Source organism: Mycobacterium sp. NPDC048908 (assembly GCF_043197955.1).
Classification (GTDB): Bacteria; Actinomycetota; Actinomycetes; order Mycobacteriales; family Mycobacteriaceae; genus Mycobacterium.
Window position 1 is genome coordinate 328,916 of the sequence record NZ_JBICUE010000002.1, and the last position, 22,524, is coordinate 351,439.

Here is a 22,524-nt window from a genome sequence, read left to right on the forward strand (position 1 = left end):
ACTTATCTCCAAACCGTGAGTTCTGCAGGCAGATTCGTCAACCGTTCCACGCTGGTCTCGGTGACCACCACCGACTCGGACATCTCGTACCCGAAGCCGTCGGTCCACATGCCAGGGATGATGTGCAGCGCCATCCCTGCGGCCAGCACGGTGGTCTCGCCCGGTCGCAGGCTGATGGTGTGCTCGCCCCAGTCGGGGGGATAGCCGATGCCGATCGAATACCCAAGGCGCGAACCCTTTTCCATGCCGTGCGAGCGGATGACCGCATCGAACGCTGCGTGCACGGTGTGGCCGTCGACGCCGGGGCGGATCGCGGCCAGGGTGGCGTTCATTGCCTCGGCGATGACTTTCGCGGTTTCGGTGAGCGGTTGCGGCGGGTCGCCGAGCATCACCGTCCTGGCCAGCGGTGCGTGGTAGCGGCCATAAGCGCCCGCCAGTTCGATGGTGGTGGCTTCGCCAGTCTGGAAGGGCCGGTCGGTCCACGTCAGATGCGGGGCTCCGGCGGCGGCGCCCGTCGGCAGCATCGGCACGATGGCGGGGTAGTCGCCGCCGTATTCTCCGGTGCCGCTGGCCTGTGCCGCCATGATTTCGGCGACCACATCGCACTGGCGGCGGCCTGGCCGCACGCTTTCGCATGCGGTGCGCATCGCGTGTTCGACGATGGTGCCCGCGATCCGCATCTGTTCGACCTCGTAGGGCGATTTGATCACCCGTACCCAGTTCACCAGCTCCGCCGAGTCGACGAGATGGCTGTCGGGCAGCCCACGCTCCAACGCGAAATAAGCACGGGGAGAAAAGAAGTGTGCGTCAGCTTCCACGCCGATCAGTTCAGCGTCGGGCACGATCGACCGGATCGCGGAGGCGACCCAGTCGAACGGGTGCACGTCCCGGCGGTGCACCAGATCCTCCGGGTAACCGTGGATCCGGTCGTCGGGCAGATTGCAGGTGTAGCCGGCCCCCGCGGCATCCTGCGCCCGTGCGAACAGGTGCGGTTGGCCGTCGGCGGGGACCAGCAGGCACTGCGGCGTGTAGAACGACCACGCGTTGTAGCCGGCCAGATAGAACAGGTTCGCCGGATCGGACACGACGAGCGCGCCAAATGCCTTCTGCGCCATGGCTTCCTGGACTCGTTGCAGTCGGCCCGCGTACTCCGCGGCGGTGGCCCCGGTCATGAGTTCAGCAGCCGTTGACCCGGACCGACCGCCTTGCGGCCGATGACGGCCAGCGCCGACCACATGGTGACCTGATTGGCCGTCAGCACCGGCTTGCCGAGCTCGGCCTCCAGCGGTGCGATGACGTCGTAGGTCGGCAGGTTGGTGCAGCTGATGAAGACGGCTTGGGCGTCATCGGTATCGGTGTCACGGACCAGGGCGGCGGTGACGTCGTAGGGCACCGTCCAGATGTCGGAGGTCAACCCGAGCCCCGAGGCCGAGACAACCTGAACACCCGCCTCGGCGAGAAAGACGGTAAGGCCCGCGGTCAGGTCGGCGGTGTAGGGCGTGACGGTGGCGATCCTGGTGACGTCGAGATGCCGGAGCGCGGCGAGCAGCGCACCGCTGGTGGTGACCGCGGCAGGCGCGCCGGCGGCGATCATCGCGGACACCAGTGCCGCCTCGCCCGCGAGCCCGCCCACGAAGCTGCCAGACGTGCACGCGTAGGCGGCCACCAGCGGCGACACGGCGATGGTGTCGGTGACGCCGACCGCGACCACGTCGGGATCGGAAATGTGCACCGCCATCTCCGTGGTCACGGCCAACGGGGCATAGGGCATGCGGGTGATGTGCAGGCTGACGTCATCGGGCACCCAGCGCCACAGTTCGCGATCGAGTGCCAGATCGAAAGGGGCAACAACAGCGATCCCGGTCTGGTCGAGCGGCGGGGAGTCGTCCATGGCCCCAGTCTGGGTGCGCATCCCGCCGAAGGCAAGCCGATTGTTGACAATCGGACGGTTCGATTCCTAGCCTCGAACGTGTGCCGATGACCCGCCCAGTTGTGGCCGTGCTGTGCGAACAGGCCACCGACAGGCCGCCCGGGCTCGACGACCTCGACGTCGACTTCCGCTACTGCGCCGCCGAAGGCCTCGCCGACGCCATTCGGGGCGCCCGCGGGTTGCTGCTGTGGGACTTCTTCTCCACCGCCGTCTCCTCTGTATGGGACAACGCGGACAGCCTCGAGTGGATTCACATCACCTCCGCGGGCGTCGACACCCTGCTCTTCGATGAGCTCAGGGAGTCCGACGTGGTGGTCACCAACGCGCGGGGCGTCTTCGACAGGCCCCTTGCCGAGTATGTGCTCGGCGCGGTGATCGCCCACGCGAAGGACAGCCGCACCAGCTTCGACCTCCAGCGTCGACACCAGTGGCGGCACCGCGAGACGCGACGCATCACCGGCGCCACCGCCTTGATCGTCGGCACGGGAGGGATCGGCCGTGAGATCGCGAAGCTGCTGCGCGCGGCCGGGCTGGTAGTCCGCGGCGCCGGCCGCCGCGCCGTTGCCGACGACCCCGACTTCGGCGACGTGATCTGCAGCGACAACCTGGCCGCCGAGGCCGGCTGGTGCGACCACCTCATCCTCGCCGCGCCGCTGACGGCGCAGACTCGCGGCCTGGTGAACGCCGCTGTGCTGGATGCGATGAAACCCGATGCACACCTGGTCAACATCGCCCGCGGCCCGATGGTCGACGAGGCGGCGCTGCTTTCCGCGTTGACCGAACGACGCATCGGCGGCGCGACGCTCGACGTCTTCGACACCGAGCCGCTGCCGCCGGAGCATCCGCTGTGGGATGCGCCCAATGTGACCATCACCGCGCACATGTCCGCCGACGTGGTCGGCTGGCGGGACACGCTGGCGGCCCAGTTTGCGATCAACGTCCGCCGCTGGCTCGCCGGCGAACCGCTGCTCAACGTGGTGGACAAGAAGCTGGGCTACATCTCGACAGGCGTGAGCCGATGATCCCGGAGGCCGTCGAACTCGTCGAAGGCTATCGGCGCAAAACCCTGTCGCCGGTGGAGGTCACTGCGGCCGCGCTGGCTGCGATCGATGCGTACGACGCTGAAGTGAATGCGTTCGTGTTGGTGGATTCCGAGGGTGCGCTCGCGGCCGCCAAGCAGTCGGAGGCGCGTTGGCATGCGGGCGAGCCGCTCGGCCCCGGCGACGGCGTGCCGACGTCGATCAAGGACGCGCTGTGGACCCGCGGTTGGCCAACGCTGCGGGGCAGCACCCTGATCGACGCCGCGGGACCGTGGGAGGAGGACGCGCCGTGCGTGGCGAGGCTGCGCGAGACCGGCGCGGTTCTCCTCGGCAAGACCACGACACCGGAGTACTCGTGGAAGGGCGTCACCGATTCGCCCCGCTACGGGGCGACCGGCAATCCGTGGGATCCCACGAAAACATCGGGCGGATCCAGCGGCGGTAGCGCGTCGGCCGTCGGCCTCGGCATGGGCCCGTGGTCGGTGGGGACCGATGGCGGTGGTTCGGTGCGGATCCCGGCAGCGTTCACGGGCACGGTCGCGCTCAAGCCGACATATGGATTGATACCGCTATATCCACCAAGCCCTTTCGGGACGTTGTCGCATGCCGGCCCGATGACGAGAACCGTGCGCGATGCCGCAGCGCTGCTCGACGTGATATGTGGATTCGACGCCCGCGACTGGTCGGCGATGCCGACACCGCCGACGTCGTTTCTGCACGGCCTCGACGACGGTGTCGCGGGGCTGCGCATCGGCTACTCACCCGATTTGGGCTTCGTACGCAACGATCCCGAGGTGTCGGCCGCGGTGCGCGCCGCCGTGGACACCCTTGCCGGTCTCGGCGCCGAAGTGGACGAAGTCGATCCGGGGTTCGCCGATCCGGTGGAGGCGTTCCACGTGCTGTGGTTCTCGGGTGAGGCCAAGGTGCTGCAGGCCTACGGCGATATCCGGGAAGCGTGGGCTGACCGGGTGGACGCCGGGTTGCGACGGACCGCGGCGATCGGCGCGAGCTATTCGGCGTCGGACTACCTCGACGCGACCGCGGTGCGGATGGAGCTGGGGTCGAGGATGGGGCGGTTCCACCAGACCTACGACGTGTTGGTCACCCCGACGCTTCCGCTGGCCGCTTTCCCGGTGGGCGGTGACGTGCCGGACGGCTGGCCGTCGCCGGACTGGACGAGCTGGACGCCGTACACCTATCCGTTCAATCTGACCCAGCAGCCCGGCCTCAGCGTGCCGTGCGGCTTCACCTCCGCCGGACTGCCGATCGGGCTGCAGATCGTCGGCCCCCGGCACGCCGATGCGATGGTGCTGCGCGTCGGCCAAGCCTACGAGTCCGCCACCGATTGGCACCGACGGATACCGACACTTCTTGACGAGGAGGCTCGATGAGCAGACTGATCACTGTTTCGTTGGACAAGCGCAGCGTGAGCTGTGTGGCCCGGATGCTCGACGACCAGGCGCCGCGCACCTGCGCGGCCGTGTGGGACGCGCTGCCGCTTTCGGCGCCCGTGTTCCACGGTAAGTACGCCCGCAACGAGATCTACACGCTGTTACCGGTTTTCGCGCCCCTCGACCCGGGCAAGGAGAACACCACGATCACGCCGATTCCCGGCGATTTGTGCTGGTTCTCCTTCGACTCGGACGACCTCGGCAATCCCGCGTACGGGTACGAGAACACCACGGGCACCGGGACCACAGGCGCGATCATCGATCTCGCCCTGTTCTACGGCCGCAACAATCTGCTGATCAACGGTGATCAAGGCTGGGTGCCAGGGAATGTGTTCGGCGAGGTCGTCGAGGGACTCGACGATATGGCCGCGGCTTGTCAGGACCTGTGGATGGGCGGTGTGCGCGGCGAGACATTGAGTTTCAGTCGCCGCGACTGATTCCGGCGAAACGCGTGCCATGACGGGCCTGTCGGGCCAGCCTTGAGTTGTGGCTTTCGTAGCGGCGGGCAAACGGGTGTTGATCACCGGTGCCTCGTCTGGGATCGGCGCCGCGCTGGCTCGCGCACTGGCGGGTGACGGGGCGGTGGTCGGGTTGATCGCCCGCAGGCGTGACCGGCTCGCCGAAGTGCTGGCGGACTGCCGGACGACGTCCCCGGACTCGAAGATGTGGGTGGCCGACCTCGCCGACGACGCAGGCCCACTAGGACTACAGGTCTGGGACGCCATGGGCGGCATCGATGTCCTGGTCAACAATGCGGCAGTGCCCAAGCGCCGGGCTGTGACGGCGTTGACCCCCGATGAGGTGGAAGCCATCATGCGGGTGAACTTCTTCGCGCCGATGCGGTTGGCACTTGCGCTGCTGCCTCGCATGGTGGACCGAGGCGAGGGCCTCATCGTCAACGTGTCCAGCGTCGGCGGCAGGCTGGGGATCGTCCACGAAGGTGCTTACTGTGCAAGCAAATTCGCCCTGTGTGGATGGAGTGAGTCGATGGCCGTCGATTTGCACGGTACGGGAGTATCGGTGAAGCTCATCGAACCCGGGCCCGTCGACACCGAGATCTGGAACCAGCCCGACAACGATGATCCCGTCTACGACGGTCCGAAGTTCAGCGCGGAGGAAGTCGCCGAAGGCATCATCGCGGCGTTGAGCAGCGACGGCTTCGAACATTACGTGCCCGACATGAAGGCCGTGGTCGACCTCAAAAACGCAGACATCGACACCTACATCGACGGAGCGGCGGGGATGGCATGAGGGCGTTGGTCTTTGGTGTGCCGCCCGAACCCGTCGAGGTGCCCGATGCGCTGTCCCGATCGCCTGTCGCCCTGCGCGATGTTGCCGATCCTGTTCCGTTGCACGAAGATTGGGTGATCGCAAAGCCCCGGCTGACCGGTATCTGCGGTTCGGACTCCAAGCAGATCCTGCTTGACTTCGGTGAGGACGATGTCGACAACGCGATGGCCGCCTTCTGTTCGTTTCCGCAAGTGATGGGTCACGAGGTCGTCGCCGACGTGGTTTCGCTGGGGCCTTGCGCGCGCGGCCTCGAGGTCGGGCAGCGGGTCGCGCTCAACCCGTGGCTGTCGTGTGGTCCTCGCGGGATCCAACCCGCCTGTCCGGCATGCGAAGTCGGGGACTACAGCCTGTGCTGGAATTTCACCGACGGTGACATCAAGCCGGGCATTCACACGGGTGTGTCGGCAGACGTGACCGGTGGCTACGCCGAGTTGATGCCTGCTCACGACAGCATGCTGTTCGCGGTGCCGGACGCGGTGCCTGACGAAGTCGCGGTGTTCGCCGACCCCTTCTCGGTGTCGCTGCACGCAGTCACCAGGCATCCGCCGCCGGCGTCGGGCCGAGTCGTGGTGTACGGGGCGGGCTCGCTTGGCCTGTGTGCACTTTCGGTGCTACGGGCGCTGTATCCGCAAGTCGCGGTCGCCGTGGTCGCGCGGTTCGACGCTCAGGCGGAGTTAGCCCGACGCTTCGGTGCCGATCTCGTGCTGCGCCACGAGCCTCGGTTGGCGGTCATCGAGGAACTCGTGGCGTGGGGCGGCGGACGGCTTCGGCACCCGCTGCAGGGCCTGCCGATGGCGTATCCCGGCGCGGTCGACGTCGTCTACGACACCGTCGGTAAGCCGGAGACATTCGAGGTCGGCGTGCGCGTACTCAAGGCGCGCGGGACACTGGTGAAGGCCGGTGTGCATGCGCCGGGGAGGTGGGAGTGGAGTCCGCTGTACTTCAAAGAGATCAACTGGGTGGGCTCCAACGCGTTCGGCGTCGAAGAGGTCGATGGCCGCCGCCAACATGCCATCCAGCACTATCTCGACCTGGTCATCGACGGACGAATCAGCCTGCGCCCCATGCTGACTCACTCATTCCGGCTCGACCAGTGGCGCGATGCGTTCCTGGCGATAGCAGATCAGGGGGAGTCCGGCGCCGTGAAGGTGGCCTTCGACTTCCGCTAGGAGTCGCTGATTTCGTCCTGCTGCGCTAAGCCGACCGACCGCGCCAGTCCCGCGGCGACGTACCGTGCGCGCGGCGGAACTGCCTGCTGAAATAGCCGGGATCCGACATGCCGAGGCGTCGAGCGATTTCCGCCACGGAAAGGTCTGTATCGGTCAGCAAGCTGCGGGCCTCCGCCATCCGGCGTTCGATGATCCACCCCTGCACGGTGCGCCCGGTGCGGCGGCGCACGACAGTGGTCAGATGTCCAGGCGTGACGCCGAGTTCGCTTGCGACGTCGCGCAGCGACAGCGGCTCGCCGCGGTGCCGGTCGATCGCTGAAAACACCTCGGCCAGCAGTGGTTCGCCGCTGCGCCGCAAATCACCGACCACATCATCTGCCAGGCGTGCGACGTCGATCAGCAGCAGGGTGAGATGCGCGAGCGCGGCCTGACGGTAGCCGTCCTTGCGTTCCGCCAGTTCGGTTTCGATCGATGCGATGGCCGCGGACCACAGCGGTTGGCGTGCGGCAGGCACCGTCAGCTGCAACAGTCCACTCGATTTGCCATGCATGAACGGGAACAGCAATGGGTGCGCGCGCCACGACGGCCATGGCGAGCGCCCGTCGTCGAGCGCCGCCGGATCGAAGAACACGCCCAGCCCGCTGTCTCGTTCAGGTACCTGGTTCGGGTTGACGGCCGCACCCGGCGCGACCACGTACACCACACCGGCCGCTTGCGCGTACCACAGCACCGGGAATTCGTGGATGTGCACTCGATCCTCGAGGATGCCATCGGCTCTGATCACCGACACCGGGGGTGTGTCGGAGTCGGCCAGGTACTGGTAGACCGGCACCCCGTCGCGCAGACGCACCAACCGGGAAGGTGGAAGCATGTAGCCAAAGATAGTCCCTTTTTTGTCGACGATCACCCAACACCGCTGTGCCGCAGCGGACAATGATCAAGACCATGACACAACATCGTCCACATACGGCGAGTCGCCAACATGACTACATCCCCGCGTTCGGCAAAGATGCGCTGCTCCCGTTCTACGACCTGTTGACCATGACGTTGCGTATGGGCCGCAACTACGACGCGCTGGTCGCCCAGGCCGACGTCGTCGACGGGCTACGCGTGCTCGAGATCGGCTGCGGAACCGGAAGCGTCACTACCCGCATCAAGCGGGCCGCGCCTGGCGCCGACGTCGTCGGCACCGACCCAGACCCCCTTGCGCTGGCCAGGTCGCAACGAAAAGCGCGTCGCCTCAGCGGTATCCGATTCGAGCGCGCGTATGCCCAGCAGCTTCCGTTCGCGGACGGCGAATTCGACCGGGTGCTGTCGTCGATGATGCTGCACCACCTCGACGACGACACGAAGGCCGCCGCGGCAGCAGAGTCCTTCCGGGTGTTGCGCGCCGGTGGCTCCGTGCACGTGCTCGATGTCGGCGGCGCGATGACCGCCGGCGACGGCTTCGCGGCGCGGCGCATGCTGCGCAGCCAGCACCTGGCGGGCAGCCTCGGCGATGCGATCCCGAGGCTGCTGCGCTCGGTCGGATTCGACGCCAGCGTGGTGGCCTCGCGACCGCACCCCTTCGTCGGCAGGCTGACCTTCTACCGCGGCGTCCGCCCGATCCAGGGCACTTAACGCGACTCGGCGAGCTTCCTGACTCGGTCGTCGACCGCGCGACCGGTCTTCCTGCTCGCGGTAACGGCAGCCCGGGCTGCGGCTTTGCGGACGGCGAGGCTGCGCACGATCGTCGTCGTTTCGAGGCTCGAACTGCGCTTCGGTGCCGCCGTCATGCACTCTCCTCATCATCGGAGTCGCCGAGTGCTACATGCTCGGCCACCACCTGCACGATTTCGGAATCGCTCCGCGTTGCCAGTCTAGAACCCATCAGTATGTCGAGCATCCTCCAGCCGACTTCGGCTTCGGCGTCGCCAGCGCTGAACGTGCGCTCGTATGCCCAAGTGGTTCGTCGCCAGAATTCACTTCGCCGGTCTGCGTTATTCCTCTGCTGCCAGGTGACGATGACCCCGATCGCAGCGACGAGCCCGACAACCAGCGTCACCCATGCTTGTGCTGGCACAACGTAAGCCCCTTCTCTTGAGCGTCAGAGGCAGGCTATTGCGGGGGTCTGACATCGCACGAGCGACCACTTTTGTACAGAAATGCGCGGCGTGTCGCGTGCAAACACGGTCGCTCGCGCGGAAGGTGGGCGAGCTATAGCGGGTTCTGCCGCAGGTAACCGTACACCGCGCCGAAGTTGCGGTTGACCTCGTCGGGGATCGGCACCGCGCCGCCGAGAGTCCTTGCCCCCCATACGATCTGAGCGGTCCGCTCGACCAGCGCCGTCACGTGCAGCACCTTGTCGGGCCGCGGCCCGACCGCCACCAACCCGTGATTGGCGATCAACGCGGCGGCCCGGCCGTCCAACGCCTTGACCGCGTTGGTGCCGACGTCCGGCGTGCCCGACGCGGCGTATTCGGCGCAGCGGATCTCGCCCCCGCAATAGACCGCGAACTCGTCGACGGCGGCCGGTATCGGTTGGTGGGCGACCGCGAACATGGTGGCCCACACCGGATGGCTGTGGATCACGCTGCCGATGTCGTCGAAAGCGTGGTAACAGGACAGGTGCAACTGCATCTCCGACGACGGCGCCCTGCCGTCCTTGGCCTGCACCACGGTGCCGTCGGGGTCGACCACCACCAGGTCGTCCAGCACCATGTCGGCATAGTTCACCGACGACGGGGTGATGACGAGGTTGCCGTCCTGCTTGCGGGCCGAGATGTTGCCCGCCGTGCCCTCGACCAGTCCGCGCCGCAACATGTCCTTAGCGGCGGCAAGTACGGCATCCGCTGCGTTCTCGACGAACCTCATCGCAGCACCTCCGGGTTGACGATATGGGTCGGCGTGCGTCCTGACAGCAGCGCATCGAGGTCATCGGCGACCATCTGTGCCTGTCGCGCCTCAGTGTTCCACGTCGCTCCGCCGATGTGCGGTGTCAGCACGACGTTCGGCATACCGGCCAGCGGATGGTCGGTGGGCAACCATTCCCCGGCGAAATGGTCCAGTCCGGCCGCGACCACCTTGCCGCTGCGCAACGCGTCGACCAGCGCATCAGTGTCGTGCAACTGCGCCCGTGCAGTGTTGAGGAAGACCACGCCGTCCCGCATCGCGTCGAACTGTGCGGCGCCGATCAAGCCGGCCGTCTCGTCGGTCACCGGCGCGTGCAGCGAGACGATGTCCGCCCCGGCGAGCAGGTCGTCGAGATCGTGGGTGGCGTCGTCGTTGTAGGGGTCGTAGGCGATCACGTTGACACCCAGCCCTTCCAGTCGCCACTTCAACGCCCTCGCGACCGCGCCGAAGCCGACCAGGCCCGCGGTCCGTCCGGCCACCTCCCATGCCCGGAACCGCTGGTAGGGGATCGTGCCGTCGCGAAACGCCTGACCTGCCCTGACGTCTGCATCGGCGGTGAGCACGTGCCGGGTGGCCGCGAACAGCAACGCGAGCGTCATCTCGGCGACCGCGTCGGCGTTGCGTCCAGGGGTGTACAGCACCGGCACGCCCGCGGCCGTGGCGCCCGCGACGTCGACGTTGTTGGGGTCCCCGCGGGTCGACGCCACGGCACGCAGGGGCAAATCGAACACCGGGCCGGACACCGAATCGCTTTCGACCACTAGCACATTCGCGTTCTCCGCCGACGCGCGTTCGGCCAACTGCCCGGCGCTGTATATCCGCAGCGGCGTCTGGTCGATCCACGGGTCGTAGATCACCTCGCCCAGTTGCCGCAGCTTCGCGAAACCATCACCGCGCAGCGGGGCCGTTACAAGCGCTCGAAGTTCCGTCACGACTGATCATGCTGGCGTACGGTGACGCGCGTGTCAGCCAAAGACGTGACAATCGGCATCGACGTCGGCAGCACCGCCGTCAAAGCCGTTGTCGCCGACGAGTTCGGCCGGGTGGTGGCAAGAACACGGGTCCCGCATCGGCTGTTGATTCCCGCGCCTGACCGCCTCGAGCACGACGCCGACGAGGCATGGCGCAGGGGACCGCTGGCGGCACTGGCAGAGCTGAACAGGCCCGACGCCAAGGCTGTGGCGGTCACGGCGATGGTGCCGTCGTTGACCGCCGTCGACGACGTCGGCACGCCGCTGACTCCGGGACTGCTGTATGGCGACAGCAGAGGCAGGGCGGCCGGTGTCGCCGCCGAGTCATTCCTGTCCGGCGAATCGGTCGAGTTCTTGCGCTGGACCGCGCATGCGGCGCCCGCCGCAAAGGGCTACTGGCCCGCGACCGCGGTGGCCAATCACGCGCTCGCGGGCGAGGCGGTCGTCGACGCGGCCACAGCGAGCACGGCGTATCCGTTGTTCGACGGCACCGCTTGGAGCGAGGATCTGTGCGCGGACTGTGGCGCGACGGCCGACCGCATGCCCGAGGTTGTGCCGCCGAGCGCGGTCGTCGGTCGACTGCCGGGCTCCGATGCCGTGCTCGCTGCGGGCTCGGTCGACGCGTTGTGCGAACAACTTGTCGCCGGTGCGGACCGGGAGGGCGATGTGGTCGTGCTGTGCGGCACGACGCTGATCGTATGGATCACCATCCCCGAGTACCGCGACGTGCCCGGCCTGTGGACCGTGCCGCACAGTACGTCGGGCAAGTTTCAGATCGGCGGACCGAGCAACGCCGGCGGCTTGTTCCTCAATTGGGTGAACAACATCGTTGCACAGGACAGTTCGGCTGTGCGTCCGCAGCATGTTCCGGTCTGGTTGCCGCATGTGCGTGGTGAGCGGGTGCCGTACCACGACCCCGATCGGCGTGCCGTTCTTGCCGGCTTGGACCTGACTCACGGCGGGGCCGCGGTGCGCCGCGCGGGCTATGAGGCGTCGGGCTTCGTTGTGCGCCAACTGATCGAACTCAGCGGCGCGTCACCCGTGAGGATCGTGGCGACCGGCGGCGGCACCCGTATCGTGCCCTGGATGCAGGCACTGGCCGATGCTACCGGCCTGCCCGTCGAAGTGGCCGCCGTGCCCGAAGGCGCGGCGTTGGGCGCTGCGTTCATCGCGAGGGTAGCGGCGGGACTCGAGACGTCGATCACCGGCGCCGCCGGGTGGGCATCGACGGAACGTGTGGTCGAACCCGACCCGTTGTGGGATGGCCCGGTGCAGCAGCGCTACGTACGCTTCCTCGAAATGTGCAGGCGGGGTTGAATCAGCGCTTCACCGCACTGACATAGTTGAGGTTGGCGAAGAACCCGATCGTTTCGTTCTCCGGGAACTCGAAACCGTTGGCGGCGTACGCCTCCCGCATCGACTGAACGGTCACCTCCCAGCCAAGTGCGGCCAGGTAATCTGTGACGTGGTTGCGTTCGCCCTGATAGATCAGCTCGCGCATCTCGATGTCCTGGCCGTACTTCTTCAGCCGCTCGGCGATCTGCTCGGACCGTTCGTCGGAGAACATCGTCATGTCGGGTATGTGCTCGGTCGCGACGCGACTGCCAGGCGCGCTGAGCTCGTTGATCCGATCGAACAGCAGATCTTGGGCCTCCGGCGGCAGGTAGATGAGCAACCCTTCGGCTATCCACGCGGTGGAAACATTGGGATCGAACCCATTCTCCAGCAGTGCCTTTGGCCAGTCGTTGCGTAGGTCGATCGGGATCGTGCGGCGATCCGCCTTCGGCTTGGCGTCCAGTTCGGCCAGCGTCCGGGTCTTGAAGTCGATGACCTCAGGCTGGTCCAGTTCGTACACCGCCGTCCCGTCGGGCCAATCCAGCCGATAGGCCCGCGCGTCCAGACCGGCGGCGAGGATCACCGCCTGGCGCACGCCCGCCGCGGCGGCGTCGGTGAACAGCTTGTCGAACCAGCGGGTGCGCACGGTCATGCCTTCTGCGGCCCGGCGCAGGTTGAACTCCGGATCGACGTCCTCGAACACGACGTCACCGTCGAGTGCGCGGACGAAGAAGTCCACCCCGACTGCGCGCACCAGTGGTTCGGCGAACGGATCGTCGATCAGGCCCTCCCTGTTGGACAGCGCTCGCTGCGCGGCCACCATCGTGGCGGTCGCGCCGACGCTGGAGGCCAGGTCCCAGGAATCACCATCTGTACGTGCCATGTCTCCTACTTCAGGGTTGCGGTGATGAGTTCGGCGTCGGCGAGCACTTGGCTGCAGATAGCAGTGCTTTCAGTCGAGGATCGCCGAGAGATAACCGGAGTCGCCCGCCAGCTCGGTGAGTTCGTCCTCGGGATACTGGAAGCCGTTGATTTCAAACGCTTTTCGTGACGAAATGATGGTCACCTTCCACTGCTTGGACGTCAAGTACACGCCGGCCGGGGTGCGGTCATCTGTGTAGAACAACTCCGCGAGGTCGAGATTTGATCCCATGCGACGCGACCGCTCGCTGAGCTTGTCGGTCCACTCATTCGGCGAGCCCGCAAAATCCATGTGCTCGGTCGCCAGCCGGCTACCGGGCGCGCTCAGCGCGGTGATGTTGTCGAACAATCGGTCTTGCGCGTCGGGCGGCAGGTAGATGAGCAACCCTTCGGCGATCCACGCGGTTGGGCGGCTCGGATCGAATCCGCTGTCCCGTAGCGCCGTCGGCCAGTCGTCCCGCAGATCGATGGCGACGGTGCGGCGCTCGGCCGTTGGTTCGGCGCCCATCGCGGCCAGTGTTGCAGTCTTGAATTCGAGAACCTGTGGCTGGTCGATCTCGTACACCACCGTTGCGCGTGGCCACGCTAGCCGGTAGGCGCGCGTGTCCAGTCCGGACGCGAGAATGACGGCCTGTCGTATCCCGGCCGAGGTGGCGCCGACGAAGAAGTCGTCGAAAAACCGTGTGCGGACCGCGATCTGCTCACACATCTGTTGGCGGTTGAGCACCGGATCGTCGCCGTATTCGAGCTTGCCGTCGGCCAGTCGGTTCAGGTGCTCGACACCGACCGCCTTGACCAAGGCATCGGCGAACGGATCGAAAATGAGTGGATCGGGTTGCTTGGATGCCAGCGCACGCGATGCGGCCACCCCCGTCGCCGTCGCACCCACGCTTGACGCCAGATCCCAAGTGTCTCCATCAGTTCGGGCCATGCGCTCTCCTACTTTCGTGTCGCGATGACGGCCAGCGATGTGCTGAGCGGCAACACATCGTCGGTGACGGGAAACTCGCGGCCGTAACCCGCGAACACCTCAGGCCGCGTCCTGCTGGACACCTGCCAACCGTGCGCGCTCAGATATTCGCCGACGTGGGCGCGCTCGCCGGCGTAGAACAGTTGCGACAGGTCGACGTCGAAGCCGTGCTCACGCCACTGGCCGCCCAACTTCTTGGTCCGCTCGGCCACCGCGGCACCGGAATCCGGGTGGTATTCGGTGGCCAGTCGGCTGCCGGGCGCGCTGAGGGCGGTGATGTTGTCGAACAACCGGTCCTGGGCGTCCGGCGGCAGGTAGATGAGCAGGCCTTCGGCGCTCCAGGCGGTCGGTTGCGTCGCATCGAACCCGTTGGCGCGCAGCGCCGCAGGCCAGTCGTCGCGCAGGTCGATGGCGACGGTGCGGCGTTCGGCCGTCGGCTTCGCGCCGATCGACGTCATTGTCTTGGTCTTGAACTCGATCACCTGTGGCTGGTCGATCTCGTAGACGGTGGTGCCCGCGGCCCACGGCAAGCGGTAGGCCCGCGCGTCTAACCCGGCCGCCAGGATCACCGCTTGCTTGATTCCTGACGCTGCCGAGTCGACGAAGAAGTCATCGAAGAACTTCGTCCGCACCGCGATCACGGTGGCCATCAGTCGAGGGCCGTCGCCGGCCAGGTCGGTCAGCGCGATCTCGCCGTCGACCAGCCGGGTGAAGAACTCGACGCCGACCGCGCGCACCAAGTCGGCCGCGAACGGGTCGACGACCAACGGTTCGGGTTCCCGGCTGGCCAGCGCCCGTGCCGCGGCGACCATGGTGGCGGTGGCTCCGACGCTGGACGCCAGGTCCCAGCTGTCCGCCTCGGATCGCGTCATCGTCAGGCCTCCTTCAGCACACCGCTCACGTACTGCAGTTCGCCGAAGTGGGCCGCGTCCTCGTTGTCGGCGACGATCGGCGGCAAGCCGTTGGCGGCGAACAACTCCCCAACGCTGCTCCGGCTGATCCGCCAGCCGTGGTCGGCCAGGTAGGCGGCCGCCTCATTGCGATCGCCGAGGTAGATCAATTCGGCGAAGTCGAGGTCGAAGCCGTGGTCGCGCCACTGCGCGGACGCGGCCTGCATGCGCTGGATGGCCGCTTCGTGGTCGTCTGGGTTGATGTTCGGCACACTTTCCACCGCTACCCGGCTTCCGGGTGCGCTGAGTTCGGTGATGGTGTCCAGCAGTCGGTCCTGCGCGTCGGGTGGCAGGTAGCCGAGCAGGCCCTCGGCGCTCCACGCCGTCGGTTGGTTCGGGTCGAAGCCCTCTTCGATCAGTGCGGACGGCCAGTCGTATCGCAGATCCATCGCGACTGTTCGGCGGTTGGCGGTCGGCTCGGCGCCCAAGTCGGCGAGCGTCTTCGTCTTGAACTCGATGACCTCGGGTTGGTCGATCTCGTATACCGTCGTCCCCGCAGGCCACGCCAGCCGGTAGGCGCGGGCGTCCAGCCCTGAGGCGAGAATCACCGCCTGCCGGATGCCCGTTTTGGTAGCGGTCAAGAAGAACTCGTCGAAGAACTTGGTCCGTACCGCCATGTTGTCGGTCATCCGCTGCATGCCGACCGTCTCATTGTCGCTGTCGAGGTGCTCCGGGCGAAGCTCACCGGTGACGAGGCGGGTGAAGAAATCCACGCCGACCGCGCGCACCAGCGGATCGGCGAACGGATCGTTGATCAGCGGATTGTCGGCCGCGGTTGCCATCGCGCGGGCTGCTGCCACCATGGTGGCGGTCGCGCCCACGCTGGTTGCCAAATCCCACGTGTCGTTGTCCGTACGTGCCATTCCCTCGACCCCTATCGACATGTTCCACAGTCGTTACTTAGGTGATGTAACGACCAGGCGCCGACTGTACGCTCCGATCCTGAATGCCCGCTTGTACGCGGTTGCCCGCAAGCGATGCGGGCCGGGCGAACCTCAACTGTTAGTCTCGTAGACTGTTTGACGCGTGACTTCGCAGGCTGCGCGCCTGTATATGGTCCGCGCAGGACTTAAACCAAGACGCTGGTCAGACCAGCCCCATTCGCACGCCGGGATCTACAGGTCGGCTGCGCAGGAGGAAGAGTGCTCTCGGCTTTCATCTCTTCGCTCAGGACAGTCGACCTGAGGCGAAAGATCCTGTTCACCCTGGCCATCGTGATCCTGTACCGGCTCGGTGCCTCGATCCCGTCGCCAGGCGTCAACTTCCCGAACGTGCAGAAATGCGTCGCGCAGGTCAGTGGCGGGGACTCGGCCCAGATCTATTCGTTGATCAACCTGTTCTCCGGTGGTGCGCTGCTGCACCTGACGGTGTTCGCGGTCGGCGTAATGCCCTACATCACCGCAAGCATCATCGTGCAGCTGCTGACCGTGGTGATTCCGCGCTTCGAGCAGCTACGCAAGGAAGGCCAGTCGGGTCAGGCGAAGATGACGCAGTACACGCGTTATCTGGCGATCGCGCTGGCAATTCTGCAGGCCACCAGCATCGTGGCGCTGGCCGCGAACGGCGGGCTGCTGCAGGGCTGCACCCTCGACATCATCCAGGGCCAGAGCGAGGGGCTGAACATCTTCACGCTCGTCGTCATCGTGCTGGTGATGACCGCAGGCGCGGCCCTGGTGATGTGGATGGGCGAGCTGGTCACCGAGCGCGGCATCGGCAACGGCATGTCGCTGCTGATCTTCGCCGGTATCGCGGCGCGCATCCCGGTCGAGGGCAAGACGATCCTGGACAGCCGCGGCGGCCTGGTCTTCACCGCGGTATGCGCGGCCGCACTGGCGATCATCATCGGCGTGGTGTTCGTCGAACAGGGCCAACGCCGCATCCCCGTGCAGTACGCCAAGCGCATGGTGGGCAGGCGGATGTACGGCGGCACGTCGACTTATCTGCCGCTGAAGGTCAACCAGGCCGGCGTCATCCCGGTGATCTTCGCGTCCTCGCTGATCTACATCCCGCACCTGATCACTCAGCTGATCACGAGCGGAAACCCGAATGCGAGCAACGGTTGGTGGTCGCGGTTCGTCGCCAACTACCTGACCAACCCCGCCGACCCGGTCTACATCGCGATCTACTTCGGGCTGATCATCTTCTTCACGTACTTCTACGTGTCCATCACGTTCAACCCCGACGAACGTGCCGACGAAATGAAGAAGTTCGGCGGCTTCATTCCTGGCATCCGCCCCGGCAAGCCGACCGCCGACTATCTGCGCTATGTACTGAGCCGAATCACCCTGCCAGGCTCGATCTACCTGGGCGTGATCGCCGTGCTGCCGAACCTGTTCCTCGAGATCGGAAACGGCGGCGGCGTGCAGAACTTGCCGTTCGGCGGCACCGCGGTGCTGATCATGATCGGCGTCGGGTTGGATACGGTCAAACAGATCGAGAGCCAGCTGATGCAGCGCAACTACGAAGGGTTCCTGAAGTGAGACTCGTTCTACTCGGGCCGCCAGGTGCAGGCAAAGGCACGCAGGCGCAGAAGCTGTCCGAGAAGCTCGGCGTCCCGCAGATCTCAACCGGCGACCTGTTCCGCAAGAACATCAGCGAGGGCACACCGCTCGGTGTCGAGGCCAAGCGCTACCTCGACGCGGGCGACCTGGTGCCCGCGGAGTTGACCAACAAGCTGGTCGAGGACCGCATCGAGCAACCCGACGCCGCCGACGGGTTCATTCTCGACGGCTACCCCCGCTCGGTGGAGCAGGCCAAGGCTCTCGACGAGATGCTGAAGAACCACGACACCAAGCTGGACGCGGTGCTGGAGTTCGCCGTTTCCGAGGAGGAACTGCTCGCAAGGCTGAAGGCACGTGGCCGTGCCGACGACACCGAAGAGGTCATCCACAACCGGATGCAGGTGTACCGGGACGAGACCGAACCTCTGCTGGAGTACTACCGCCACAACAACCTGCAGACCGTCGACGCCGTGGGCGCACTGGATGAGGTGTTCGCCCGAGCCCTGCGGGCGCTCGGTCGGTAGCACCGGATGATTGGCCTTCCCGGGCTGCGCAACCGAAAGGTCGTCGCGCAGCGCACCGCCGCTGAACTCGACGCGATGGCAGCGGCGGGTTCGCTGGTCGCCTCCGCGCTACTGGCCGTTCGGCAGGCCGCCGCGCCCGGGGTGTCCACGCTGGCGCTCGACGAGATCGCGGAATCCGTGATCCGTGACGGCGGCGGAATTCCGTCGTTCCTCGGCTACCACGGCTTCCCTGCCAGCATCTGCGCATCGGTGAACGACCGTGTCGTACACGGCATTCCGTCGGCCAGCGAGATACTCGCGGCGGGCGACCTGGTCTCGATCGACTGCGGCGCGATCCTCGACGGATGGCACGGTGACTCCGCGCTCACGTTCGGCATCGGCGCACTGATTCCCGTCGACGAAATGTTGTCCGAGGCGACTCGGGAGTCCATGGAGGCCGGGATCGCAGCGATGGTGCCGGGTAACCGGTTGACCGACATCTCCCACGCCATCGAGGCCGGTACTCGCGCCGCCGAGGCTCGCTATGACCGCAAGTTCGGCATCGTTGCAGGCTACGGGGGGCACGGCATCGGCCGACAGATGCACATGGACCCGTTCCTGCCCAACGAGGGTGCGCCTGGCCGTGGGCCCTACCTCGCGCCTGGCTCGGTGCTGGCCATCGAACCGATGCTGACCCTGGGCACCACGAAGACCGTTGTATTGGACGACGAATGGACCGTCGTCACCGCCGACGGTTCCCGCGCCGCGCACTGGGAGCACACCGTCGCCGTCACGGACGACGGACCGCGAATCCTCACCCTCTGACTTTTCGCGCCATCGCGGGTATCCACGCCACATTCGCCAAACGGCCGCCGGCACACGTCAACCGGCGTAGTAATGAACCCGATCGCCGCCGACGTCGTGTCTAAGACGGAGGTTGGTAGTGGACGATCCAGAGGCCGCCATGATGCGGGTGCTGTATGACGAGCACGCCGCCGCTTTATGGCGATATGCCCTGCGGCTTACCGGCGATCAGGCACGCGCCGAAGACGTGGTGCAGGAGACGCTGCTGCGGGCATGGCGTCATCCCGAGGTGACCGACGACGTCGAGCGGTCGGCACGGGCATGGCTGTTCACGGTGGCGCGAAACCTCATCATCGACGAGCGTCGCAGCGCGCGATACCGCAACGAGGCGGGCACACCAGACCTGGAGCAGGTCGCCGACCGCGCGGCACCCGACGAGGTGGACTCCGCGCTGGACCGCCTGCTACTGGGCACCGCATTGAGCCAACTGTCAGAGGAACACCGCGCGGTGATCCGCCGGTCCTATTACCAAGGGTGGACAACAGCACAGATCGCCGCCGATCTCCAGATCGCGGAGGGCACGGTGAAGTCCCGGCTTCACTACGCGGTTCGGGCATTGCGGCTCAATCTGCAGGAAGTGGGGGTGACACGATGACACAATTCGGTTTTCCCCTAGGCGGTGATCTGTTGAGCGGCGATCGCTACGTGACCTGGGACGCGGCCTACGTCCTTGGTTCGCTGACGAGCAACGAACGCCGCGAATACGAGGCCCACCTGGAAACCTGTGAGCGGTGCCGGTCGGCGGTCGCCGAGATCAGCGGCATCCCAGCGCTGCTTGCGATGCTGGATCTCGAGGATGTGCGCGCGCTGGACGAGGAAACCCCGGAAACCCCGCCACTTCGGCCCCAGGTACTCGAGTCGATACTCGACAAGGTTCGGTGGCGCCGTAGGCGGTCGCGGTGGTTGACGTCGGCCGCGGTGGGAGTCGCCGCCGCGCTGCTGGCGGTCGGAGCGGTGATCGCCATCCGTCCGGAGATCGTGGGTCTGGAGAACTCCACACCGCAGCCAGTGACCCAGGCGTTGGAGATGGCCAAGGTCGCCGATACGCCGATCAATGCCTCGATCACGCTCACCGGCTACGGGTGGGGCACGCGGATCGACATGGCGTGCTCCTACGGCGAGTGGGGCCAGAGCGCCAGCATCCCTCCGCAGAACCTGGGCATGGTCGTGGTGGGCCGTGACGGCAGCCATACCCAGGTGGCGACATGGCTCGGCATATCGGGCGCGACTGCGCTGCCGAGTGCGACCACGCCGATGCAAAAGGACGATATCGCTGCGGTGCAACTGGTTTCGCCTGAAAACGGAAAGGTCCTTCTCGAGAAGCATCTGTGATCCGGCCACCCGGTGAACTCAACTCCGTTCGGAGTCGTGTCACTAGGAGGTCGGGGAGAAGCGAGTGAGGATGATCAGCAGGCATCGCGTCGTCGATCACATCGTTGCGCAATTGGCGGCGAGCGGCGTCCGATACATCTTCGGTGTCGACGGCGCGAACATCGAAGACCTTTATGACGCCGCCTTTTTCCGAGACGACATCACCGCCGTGCTGGCGAAGCACGAATTCTCCGCTGCCACAATGGCCGACGGCTACAGCCGCAGTGGCGCCGGCCTCGGTGTGGTTGCCGCGACGTCCGGCGGTGGCTGTCTGAACACTGTGCCGGGCCTGGGCGAGGCGTTCGCTAGCCGAGTGCCGCTGCTGGCGCTCATCGGCCAGCCGCCGACAGCCCTCGACGGCCGCGGCTCATTCCAGGACACCAGCGGCCAAAACGGCGCGCTGGACGCGGAGGCGCTGTTCTCGGCGGTGTCCGTGTCCTGCCGACGCGTCGCCCGGCCCGAAGACATCTTGACCGCGTTGCCAGAGGCTATCGCCGCGGCGCGCACCGGCGGGCCCGCGGTCCTGTTGCTGCCCAAGGATATTCAGCAAGCAGCTGTGGGTCCCAACGGTGCCGGGAGCGAACCGGCCGCGATAGCGTCGGGCGATCCCGAGGTGATCGCGTCCGCGCTGCGCAGCGCGGACGGCTCGGTCACGATTATCGCAGGCGAGCAGGTGGCTCGGGATGACGCGCGCGCGGAGCTCGAAGAGCTACGGGCGATGTTGCGCGCACGCATCGCCACGGTGCCCGACGCCAAGGACGTCGCGGGCACACCGGGCATGGGCTCGTCGTCCGCCCTCGGTGTCACCGGCGTGATGGGTCACCCGGGAGTCGCCGACGCCATTGCCGAGAGCGGCGTGTGCCTGCTGGTCGGTACGCGGATGAGCGCGACAGCGCGCGCCGGCCTGGACGATGCGCTGGCCTCGGTTCCCGTGCTGTCCATCGGGTCGGCGGTGCCGTACGTGCCGTGCACCCACGCCCACGCGGACGACCTGCGGGCCGCACTGACCCAACTGGGAATTCGCTTGTCGCAGAATGGGAAGCCGCTGAGTGTGCGAGTGGCCGACAATGCCCCGCGACGGGAGCTGCAGCCGCCACCGTTCAACGGCCCCGGGATTCGGTACCGCGACGCGATGACCGTGTTGGATTCGGCGCTGCCGAACGGCACAGACATCGTCGTCGACGCGGGAAACATCGGCGCATCGGCGATTCACTACTTGCCTGCCCGGCGCGACGGCCGGTTCGTGGTCGCACTCGGTATGGGCGGCATGGGATACAGCTTCGGCGCCGCCCTCGGCATGGCCTTCGGGCGCGGGCGCCGAACGGTGGTCATCGCGGGCGACGGATCCTTCCTGATGCACGGCATGGAGGTTCACACCGCGCTGCACTATCGGCTGCCCGTGACATTCTTGATCTTCGACAATCACGCGCACGCGATGTGTGTGACACGCGAGCAAGTCTTCTACGGCGACCGCTACAGCTACAACCGCTTCGGTCCTAGCCGGTTCGGCGCGGGCCTGGCCGCGATGTTCCCCGGCCTGCCCGCCGTCGATGTCGACGACCTCGAAAACTTGGTCAACGCGTTGCCCGATGCGCTCGGCGCCGACGGCCCTTCGATGGTCAGCATCGAATGCTCACCCGACGAAATACCGCCATTTGCAGCATTTCTCAGCAAAACCGCTCAGAAGGAGAACCGTCCCAATGTCACTACCCGCCCTTGACGACATCACCGCCCACCGGGGGACTGCGGAACCGCTCGACGACGTGATCAGGATCGAGACCGCGCCGCGTGAGAAAGCGACCCCGATCATCATGGAGATGATGCGCTCGGTGTATCCGCACGACCAGGTGTTCGGCGAATTCTGCACCGTCAACAGCTATATCGAGTGTCCGCCAGATGAACTGTTCGACTACATGTCCGACACCCGGTGTCTGGAGGAATGGACGTACAGCCTGCGCGGTTTCACCCCAACCGAGGAGCCCGGGCTGTGGCTGGCCTATGACCGGTTGGGTTCGGAGACACAGATCTTCACCCGCACCGTGGCGAACAAGGCTGCGATGACCGTGGACTATCACTGCGCGTGGGACCAAGGCAAGCACCTGTGGATGATCTACCTGATGCGAATCGTGGACGCGCAGAATGTGTTCGACAAACCAGGCTCGGTCGTGTTGTGGACCAATTGCCACCATCCGTTCTACGACCGCAACCCCTATCCGGAGTCGGCGCCGCCAAAACGTCCCGTGTGGGTCGGCGATTTCTGGGACATGTTCGGTCCCGGCCACCTGCTGGAACTGAAGAACCTCAAGGCGATCGCCGAATACCGCCACCTCAACGGTTTGCCGGTCACGCCGGCCTGGATGAAATGA

25 protein-coding genes are annotated in these 22,524 nt (G+C 66.3%); 14 read left to right on the plus strand and 11 right to left on the minus strand.

Annotation, left to right across the window (positions count from 1 at the left end):
* Positions 1 to 2: 2 nt before the first annotated feature.
* Both ACGFK1_RS06140 and ACGFK1_RS06145 read right to left on the minus strand, forming a co-directional pair.
* Entirely contained in the window at positions 3 to 1,172 is a 1,170-nt protein-coding gene (locus ACGFK1_RS06140) for a M24 family metallopeptidase (RefSeq protein ID WP_393427170.1), read from the minus strand.
* Positions 1,169 to 1,891 carry an Asp/Glu racemase gene (locus tag ACGFK1_RS06145; RefSeq protein ID WP_393427173.1) on the minus strand — a complete coding sequence of 241 codons (723 nt, stop codon included), beginning with the start codon at positions 1,889 to 1,891 and terminating at the stop codon, positions 1,169 to 1,171. The genes ACGFK1_RS06140 and ACGFK1_RS06145 overlap by 4 nt, the downstream gene beginning before the upstream one ends.
* 86 nt (positions 1,892 to 1,977) lie before the next feature.
* On the opposite strand from ACGFK1_RS06145, the gene ACGFK1_RS06150 reads away from it, so the two are divergent.
* Genes ACGFK1_RS06150 through ACGFK1_RS06170 form a run of 5 tightly spaced genes read left to right on the plus strand, consistent with a single transcriptional unit; the run spans position 1,978 to position 6,880 of the window.
* Positions 1,978 to 2,952 (plus strand): D-2-hydroxyacid dehydrogenase, encoded by a 975-nt coding sequence (locus tag ACGFK1_RS06150; RefSeq protein WP_393427176.1) that lies wholly within the window; start codon positions 1,978 to 1,980, stop codon positions 2,950 to 2,952.
* Entirely contained in the window at positions 2,949 to 4,361 is a 1,413-nt protein-coding gene (locus ACGFK1_RS06155) for an amidase (RefSeq protein WP_393427179.1), read from the plus strand. The genes ACGFK1_RS06150 and ACGFK1_RS06155 overlap by 4 nt, the downstream gene beginning before the upstream one ends.
* Positions 4,358 to 4,858: a DUF3830 family protein gene (locus ACGFK1_RS06160; RefSeq protein WP_393427182.1), complete on the plus strand. Its 501-nt coding sequence runs from the start codon at positions 4,358 to 4,360 to the stop codon at positions 4,856 to 4,858. The genes ACGFK1_RS06155 and ACGFK1_RS06160 overlap by 4 nt, the downstream gene beginning before the upstream one ends.
* Positions 4,859 to 4,907: 49 nt before the next feature.
* The gene (locus ACGFK1_RS06165; protein ID WP_393427185.1) at positions 4,908 to 5,672 is read left to right on the plus strand and encodes an SDR family NAD(P)-dependent oxidoreductase; all 765 of its coding nucleotides are present in this window, start codon (positions 4,908 to 4,910) and stop codon (positions 5,670 to 5,672) included.
* Entirely contained in the window at positions 5,669 to 6,880 is a 1,212-nt protein-coding gene (locus ACGFK1_RS06170; RefSeq protein WP_393427188.1) for a zinc-binding dehydrogenase, read from the plus strand. Before ACGFK1_RS06165 ends, ACGFK1_RS06170 begins: the two co-directional genes overlap by 4 nt.
* A gap of 25 nt (positions 6,881 to 6,905) precedes the next feature.
* On the opposite strand, the gene ACGFK1_RS06175 is transcribed toward ACGFK1_RS06170, so the two are convergent.
* Positions 6,906 to 7,751: a helix-turn-helix transcriptional regulator gene (locus ACGFK1_RS06175; protein WP_393427191.1), complete on the minus strand. Its 846-nt coding sequence runs from the start codon at positions 7,749 to 7,751 to the stop codon at positions 6,906 to 6,908.
* A gap of 74 nt (positions 7,752 to 7,825) precedes the next feature.
* Here ACGFK1_RS06175 and ACGFK1_RS06180 point away from each other — a divergent pair, with 74 nt between their 5' ends.
* Entirely contained in the window at positions 7,826 to 8,500 is a 675-nt protein-coding gene (locus ACGFK1_RS06180) for a class I SAM-dependent methyltransferase (RefSeq protein ID WP_393427194.1), read from the plus strand.
* Here the strand turns inward: ACGFK1_RS06180 and ACGFK1_RS06185 are convergent.
* The 4 genes from ACGFK1_RS06185 to ACGFK1_RS06200 all read right to left on the minus strand — a co-directional run bounded on the left by ACGFK1_RS06185 (position 8,497) and on the right by ACGFK1_RS06200 (position 10,704).
* Positions 8,497 to 8,655, minus strand: coding sequence for a hypothetical protein (locus ACGFK1_RS06185; protein ID WP_393427197.1), 159 nt, complete (start codon positions 8,653 to 8,655; stop codon positions 8,497 to 8,499). The two genes, ACGFK1_RS06180 and ACGFK1_RS06185, sit on opposite strands and share 4 nt — an antisense overlap.
* On the minus strand, positions 8,652 to 8,924 hold the full coding sequence (locus ACGFK1_RS06190; protein WP_393427200.1) for a hypothetical protein: 273 nt from the start codon (positions 8,922 to 8,924) through the stop codon (positions 8,652 to 8,654). Before ACGFK1_RS06190 ends, ACGFK1_RS06185 begins: the two co-directional genes overlap by 4 nt.
* 152 nt (positions 8,925 to 9,076) lie before the next feature.
* Positions 9,077 to 9,733: an L-fuculose-phosphate aldolase gene (locus ACGFK1_RS06195; RefSeq protein ID WP_393427203.1), complete on the minus strand. Its 657-nt coding sequence runs from the start codon at positions 9,731 to 9,733 to the stop codon at positions 9,077 to 9,079.
* Complete coding sequence (locus ACGFK1_RS06200; RefSeq protein WP_393427206.1) at positions 9,730 to 10,704, minus strand: NAD(P)-dependent oxidoreductase; 975 nt, start codon at positions 10,702 to 10,704, stop codon at positions 9,730 to 9,732. Before ACGFK1_RS06200 ends, ACGFK1_RS06195 begins: the two co-directional genes overlap by 4 nt.
* Positions 10,705 to 10,734: 30 nt before the next feature.
* Between ACGFK1_RS06200 and ACGFK1_RS06205 the strand changes: the two genes are divergently transcribed.
* Positions 10,735 to 12,060, plus strand: a complete 1,326-nt coding sequence (locus ACGFK1_RS06205; RefSeq protein ID WP_393427209.1) for an FGGY-family carbohydrate kinase — start codon at positions 10,735 to 10,737, stop codon at positions 12,058 to 12,060.
* Position 12,061: 1 nt separating this feature from the next.
* Here ACGFK1_RS06205 and ACGFK1_RS06210 read toward each other — a convergent pair whose 3' ends face one another.
* The 4 genes from ACGFK1_RS06210 to ACGFK1_RS06225 all read right to left on the minus strand — a co-directional run bounded on the left by ACGFK1_RS06210 (position 12,062) and on the right by ACGFK1_RS06225 (position 15,782).
* A complete protein-coding gene (locus tag ACGFK1_RS06210; protein ID WP_393427212.1) occupies positions 12,062 to 12,961 on the minus strand; it encodes a class I SAM-dependent methyltransferase in 900 nt (299 codons plus the stop codon).
* Positions 12,962 to 13,030: 69 nt separating this feature from the next.
* On the minus strand, positions 13,031 to 13,930 hold the full coding sequence (locus ACGFK1_RS06215) for a class I SAM-dependent methyltransferase (protein WP_393427215.1): 900 nt from the start codon (positions 13,928 to 13,930) through the stop codon (positions 13,031 to 13,033).
* An 8-nt stretch (positions 13,931 to 13,938) separates the two neighbouring features.
* Entirely contained in the window at positions 13,939 to 14,841 is a 903-nt protein-coding gene (locus ACGFK1_RS06220) for a class I SAM-dependent methyltransferase (RefSeq protein WP_393427218.1), read from the minus strand.
* Between the two features lie 2 nt (positions 14,842 to 14,843).
* The gene (locus ACGFK1_RS06225) at positions 14,844 to 15,782 is read right to left on the minus strand and encodes a class I SAM-dependent methyltransferase (protein ID WP_393427221.1); all 939 of its coding nucleotides are present in this window, start codon (positions 15,780 to 15,782) and stop codon (positions 14,844 to 14,846) included.
* A gap of 279 nt (positions 15,783 to 16,061) precedes the next feature.
* Between ACGFK1_RS06225 and secY the strand changes: the two genes are divergently transcribed.
* From secY to ACGFK1_RS06260, 7 genes are all read left to right on the plus strand, one after another.
* Entirely contained in the window at positions 16,062 to 17,399 is a 1,338-nt protein-coding gene (secY, locus tag ACGFK1_RS06230) for a preprotein translocase subunit SecY (RefSeq protein ID WP_393427224.1), read from the plus strand.
* A complete protein-coding gene (locus tag ACGFK1_RS06235; RefSeq protein WP_393427227.1) occupies positions 17,396 to 17,944 on the plus strand; it encodes an adenylate kinase in 549 nt (182 codons plus the stop codon). Before secY ends, ACGFK1_RS06235 begins: the two co-directional genes overlap by 4 nt.
* Before the next feature lie 6 nt (positions 17,945 to 17,950).
* On the plus strand, positions 17,951 to 18,748 hold the full coding sequence (map, locus tag ACGFK1_RS06240; RefSeq protein WP_393427230.1) for a type I methionyl aminopeptidase: 798 nt from the start codon (positions 17,951 to 17,953) through the stop codon (positions 18,746 to 18,748).
* A 139-nt stretch (positions 18,749 to 18,887) separates the two neighbouring features.
* Positions 18,888 to 19,382, plus strand: coding sequence for a sigma-70 family RNA polymerase sigma factor (locus tag ACGFK1_RS06245; RefSeq protein WP_393427865.1), 495 nt, complete (start codon positions 18,888 to 18,890; stop codon positions 19,380 to 19,382).
* Positions 19,379 to 20,119 (plus strand): anti-sigma factor family protein, encoded by a 741-nt coding sequence (locus ACGFK1_RS06250; RefSeq protein WP_393427233.1) that lies wholly within the window; start codon positions 19,379 to 19,381, stop codon positions 20,117 to 20,119. Before ACGFK1_RS06245 ends, ACGFK1_RS06250 begins: the two co-directional genes overlap by 4 nt.
* 70 nt (positions 20,120 to 20,189) lie before the next feature.
* Entirely contained in the window at positions 20,190 to 21,878 is a 1,689-nt protein-coding gene (locus tag ACGFK1_RS06255; protein ID WP_393427236.1) for a thiamine pyrophosphate-binding protein, read from the plus strand.
* Positions 21,859 to 22,524: an SRPBCC family protein gene (locus tag ACGFK1_RS06260; protein WP_393427239.1), complete on the plus strand. Its 666-nt coding sequence runs from the start codon at positions 21,859 to 21,861 to the stop codon at positions 22,522 to 22,524. The genes ACGFK1_RS06255 and ACGFK1_RS06260 overlap by 20 nt, the downstream gene beginning before the upstream one ends.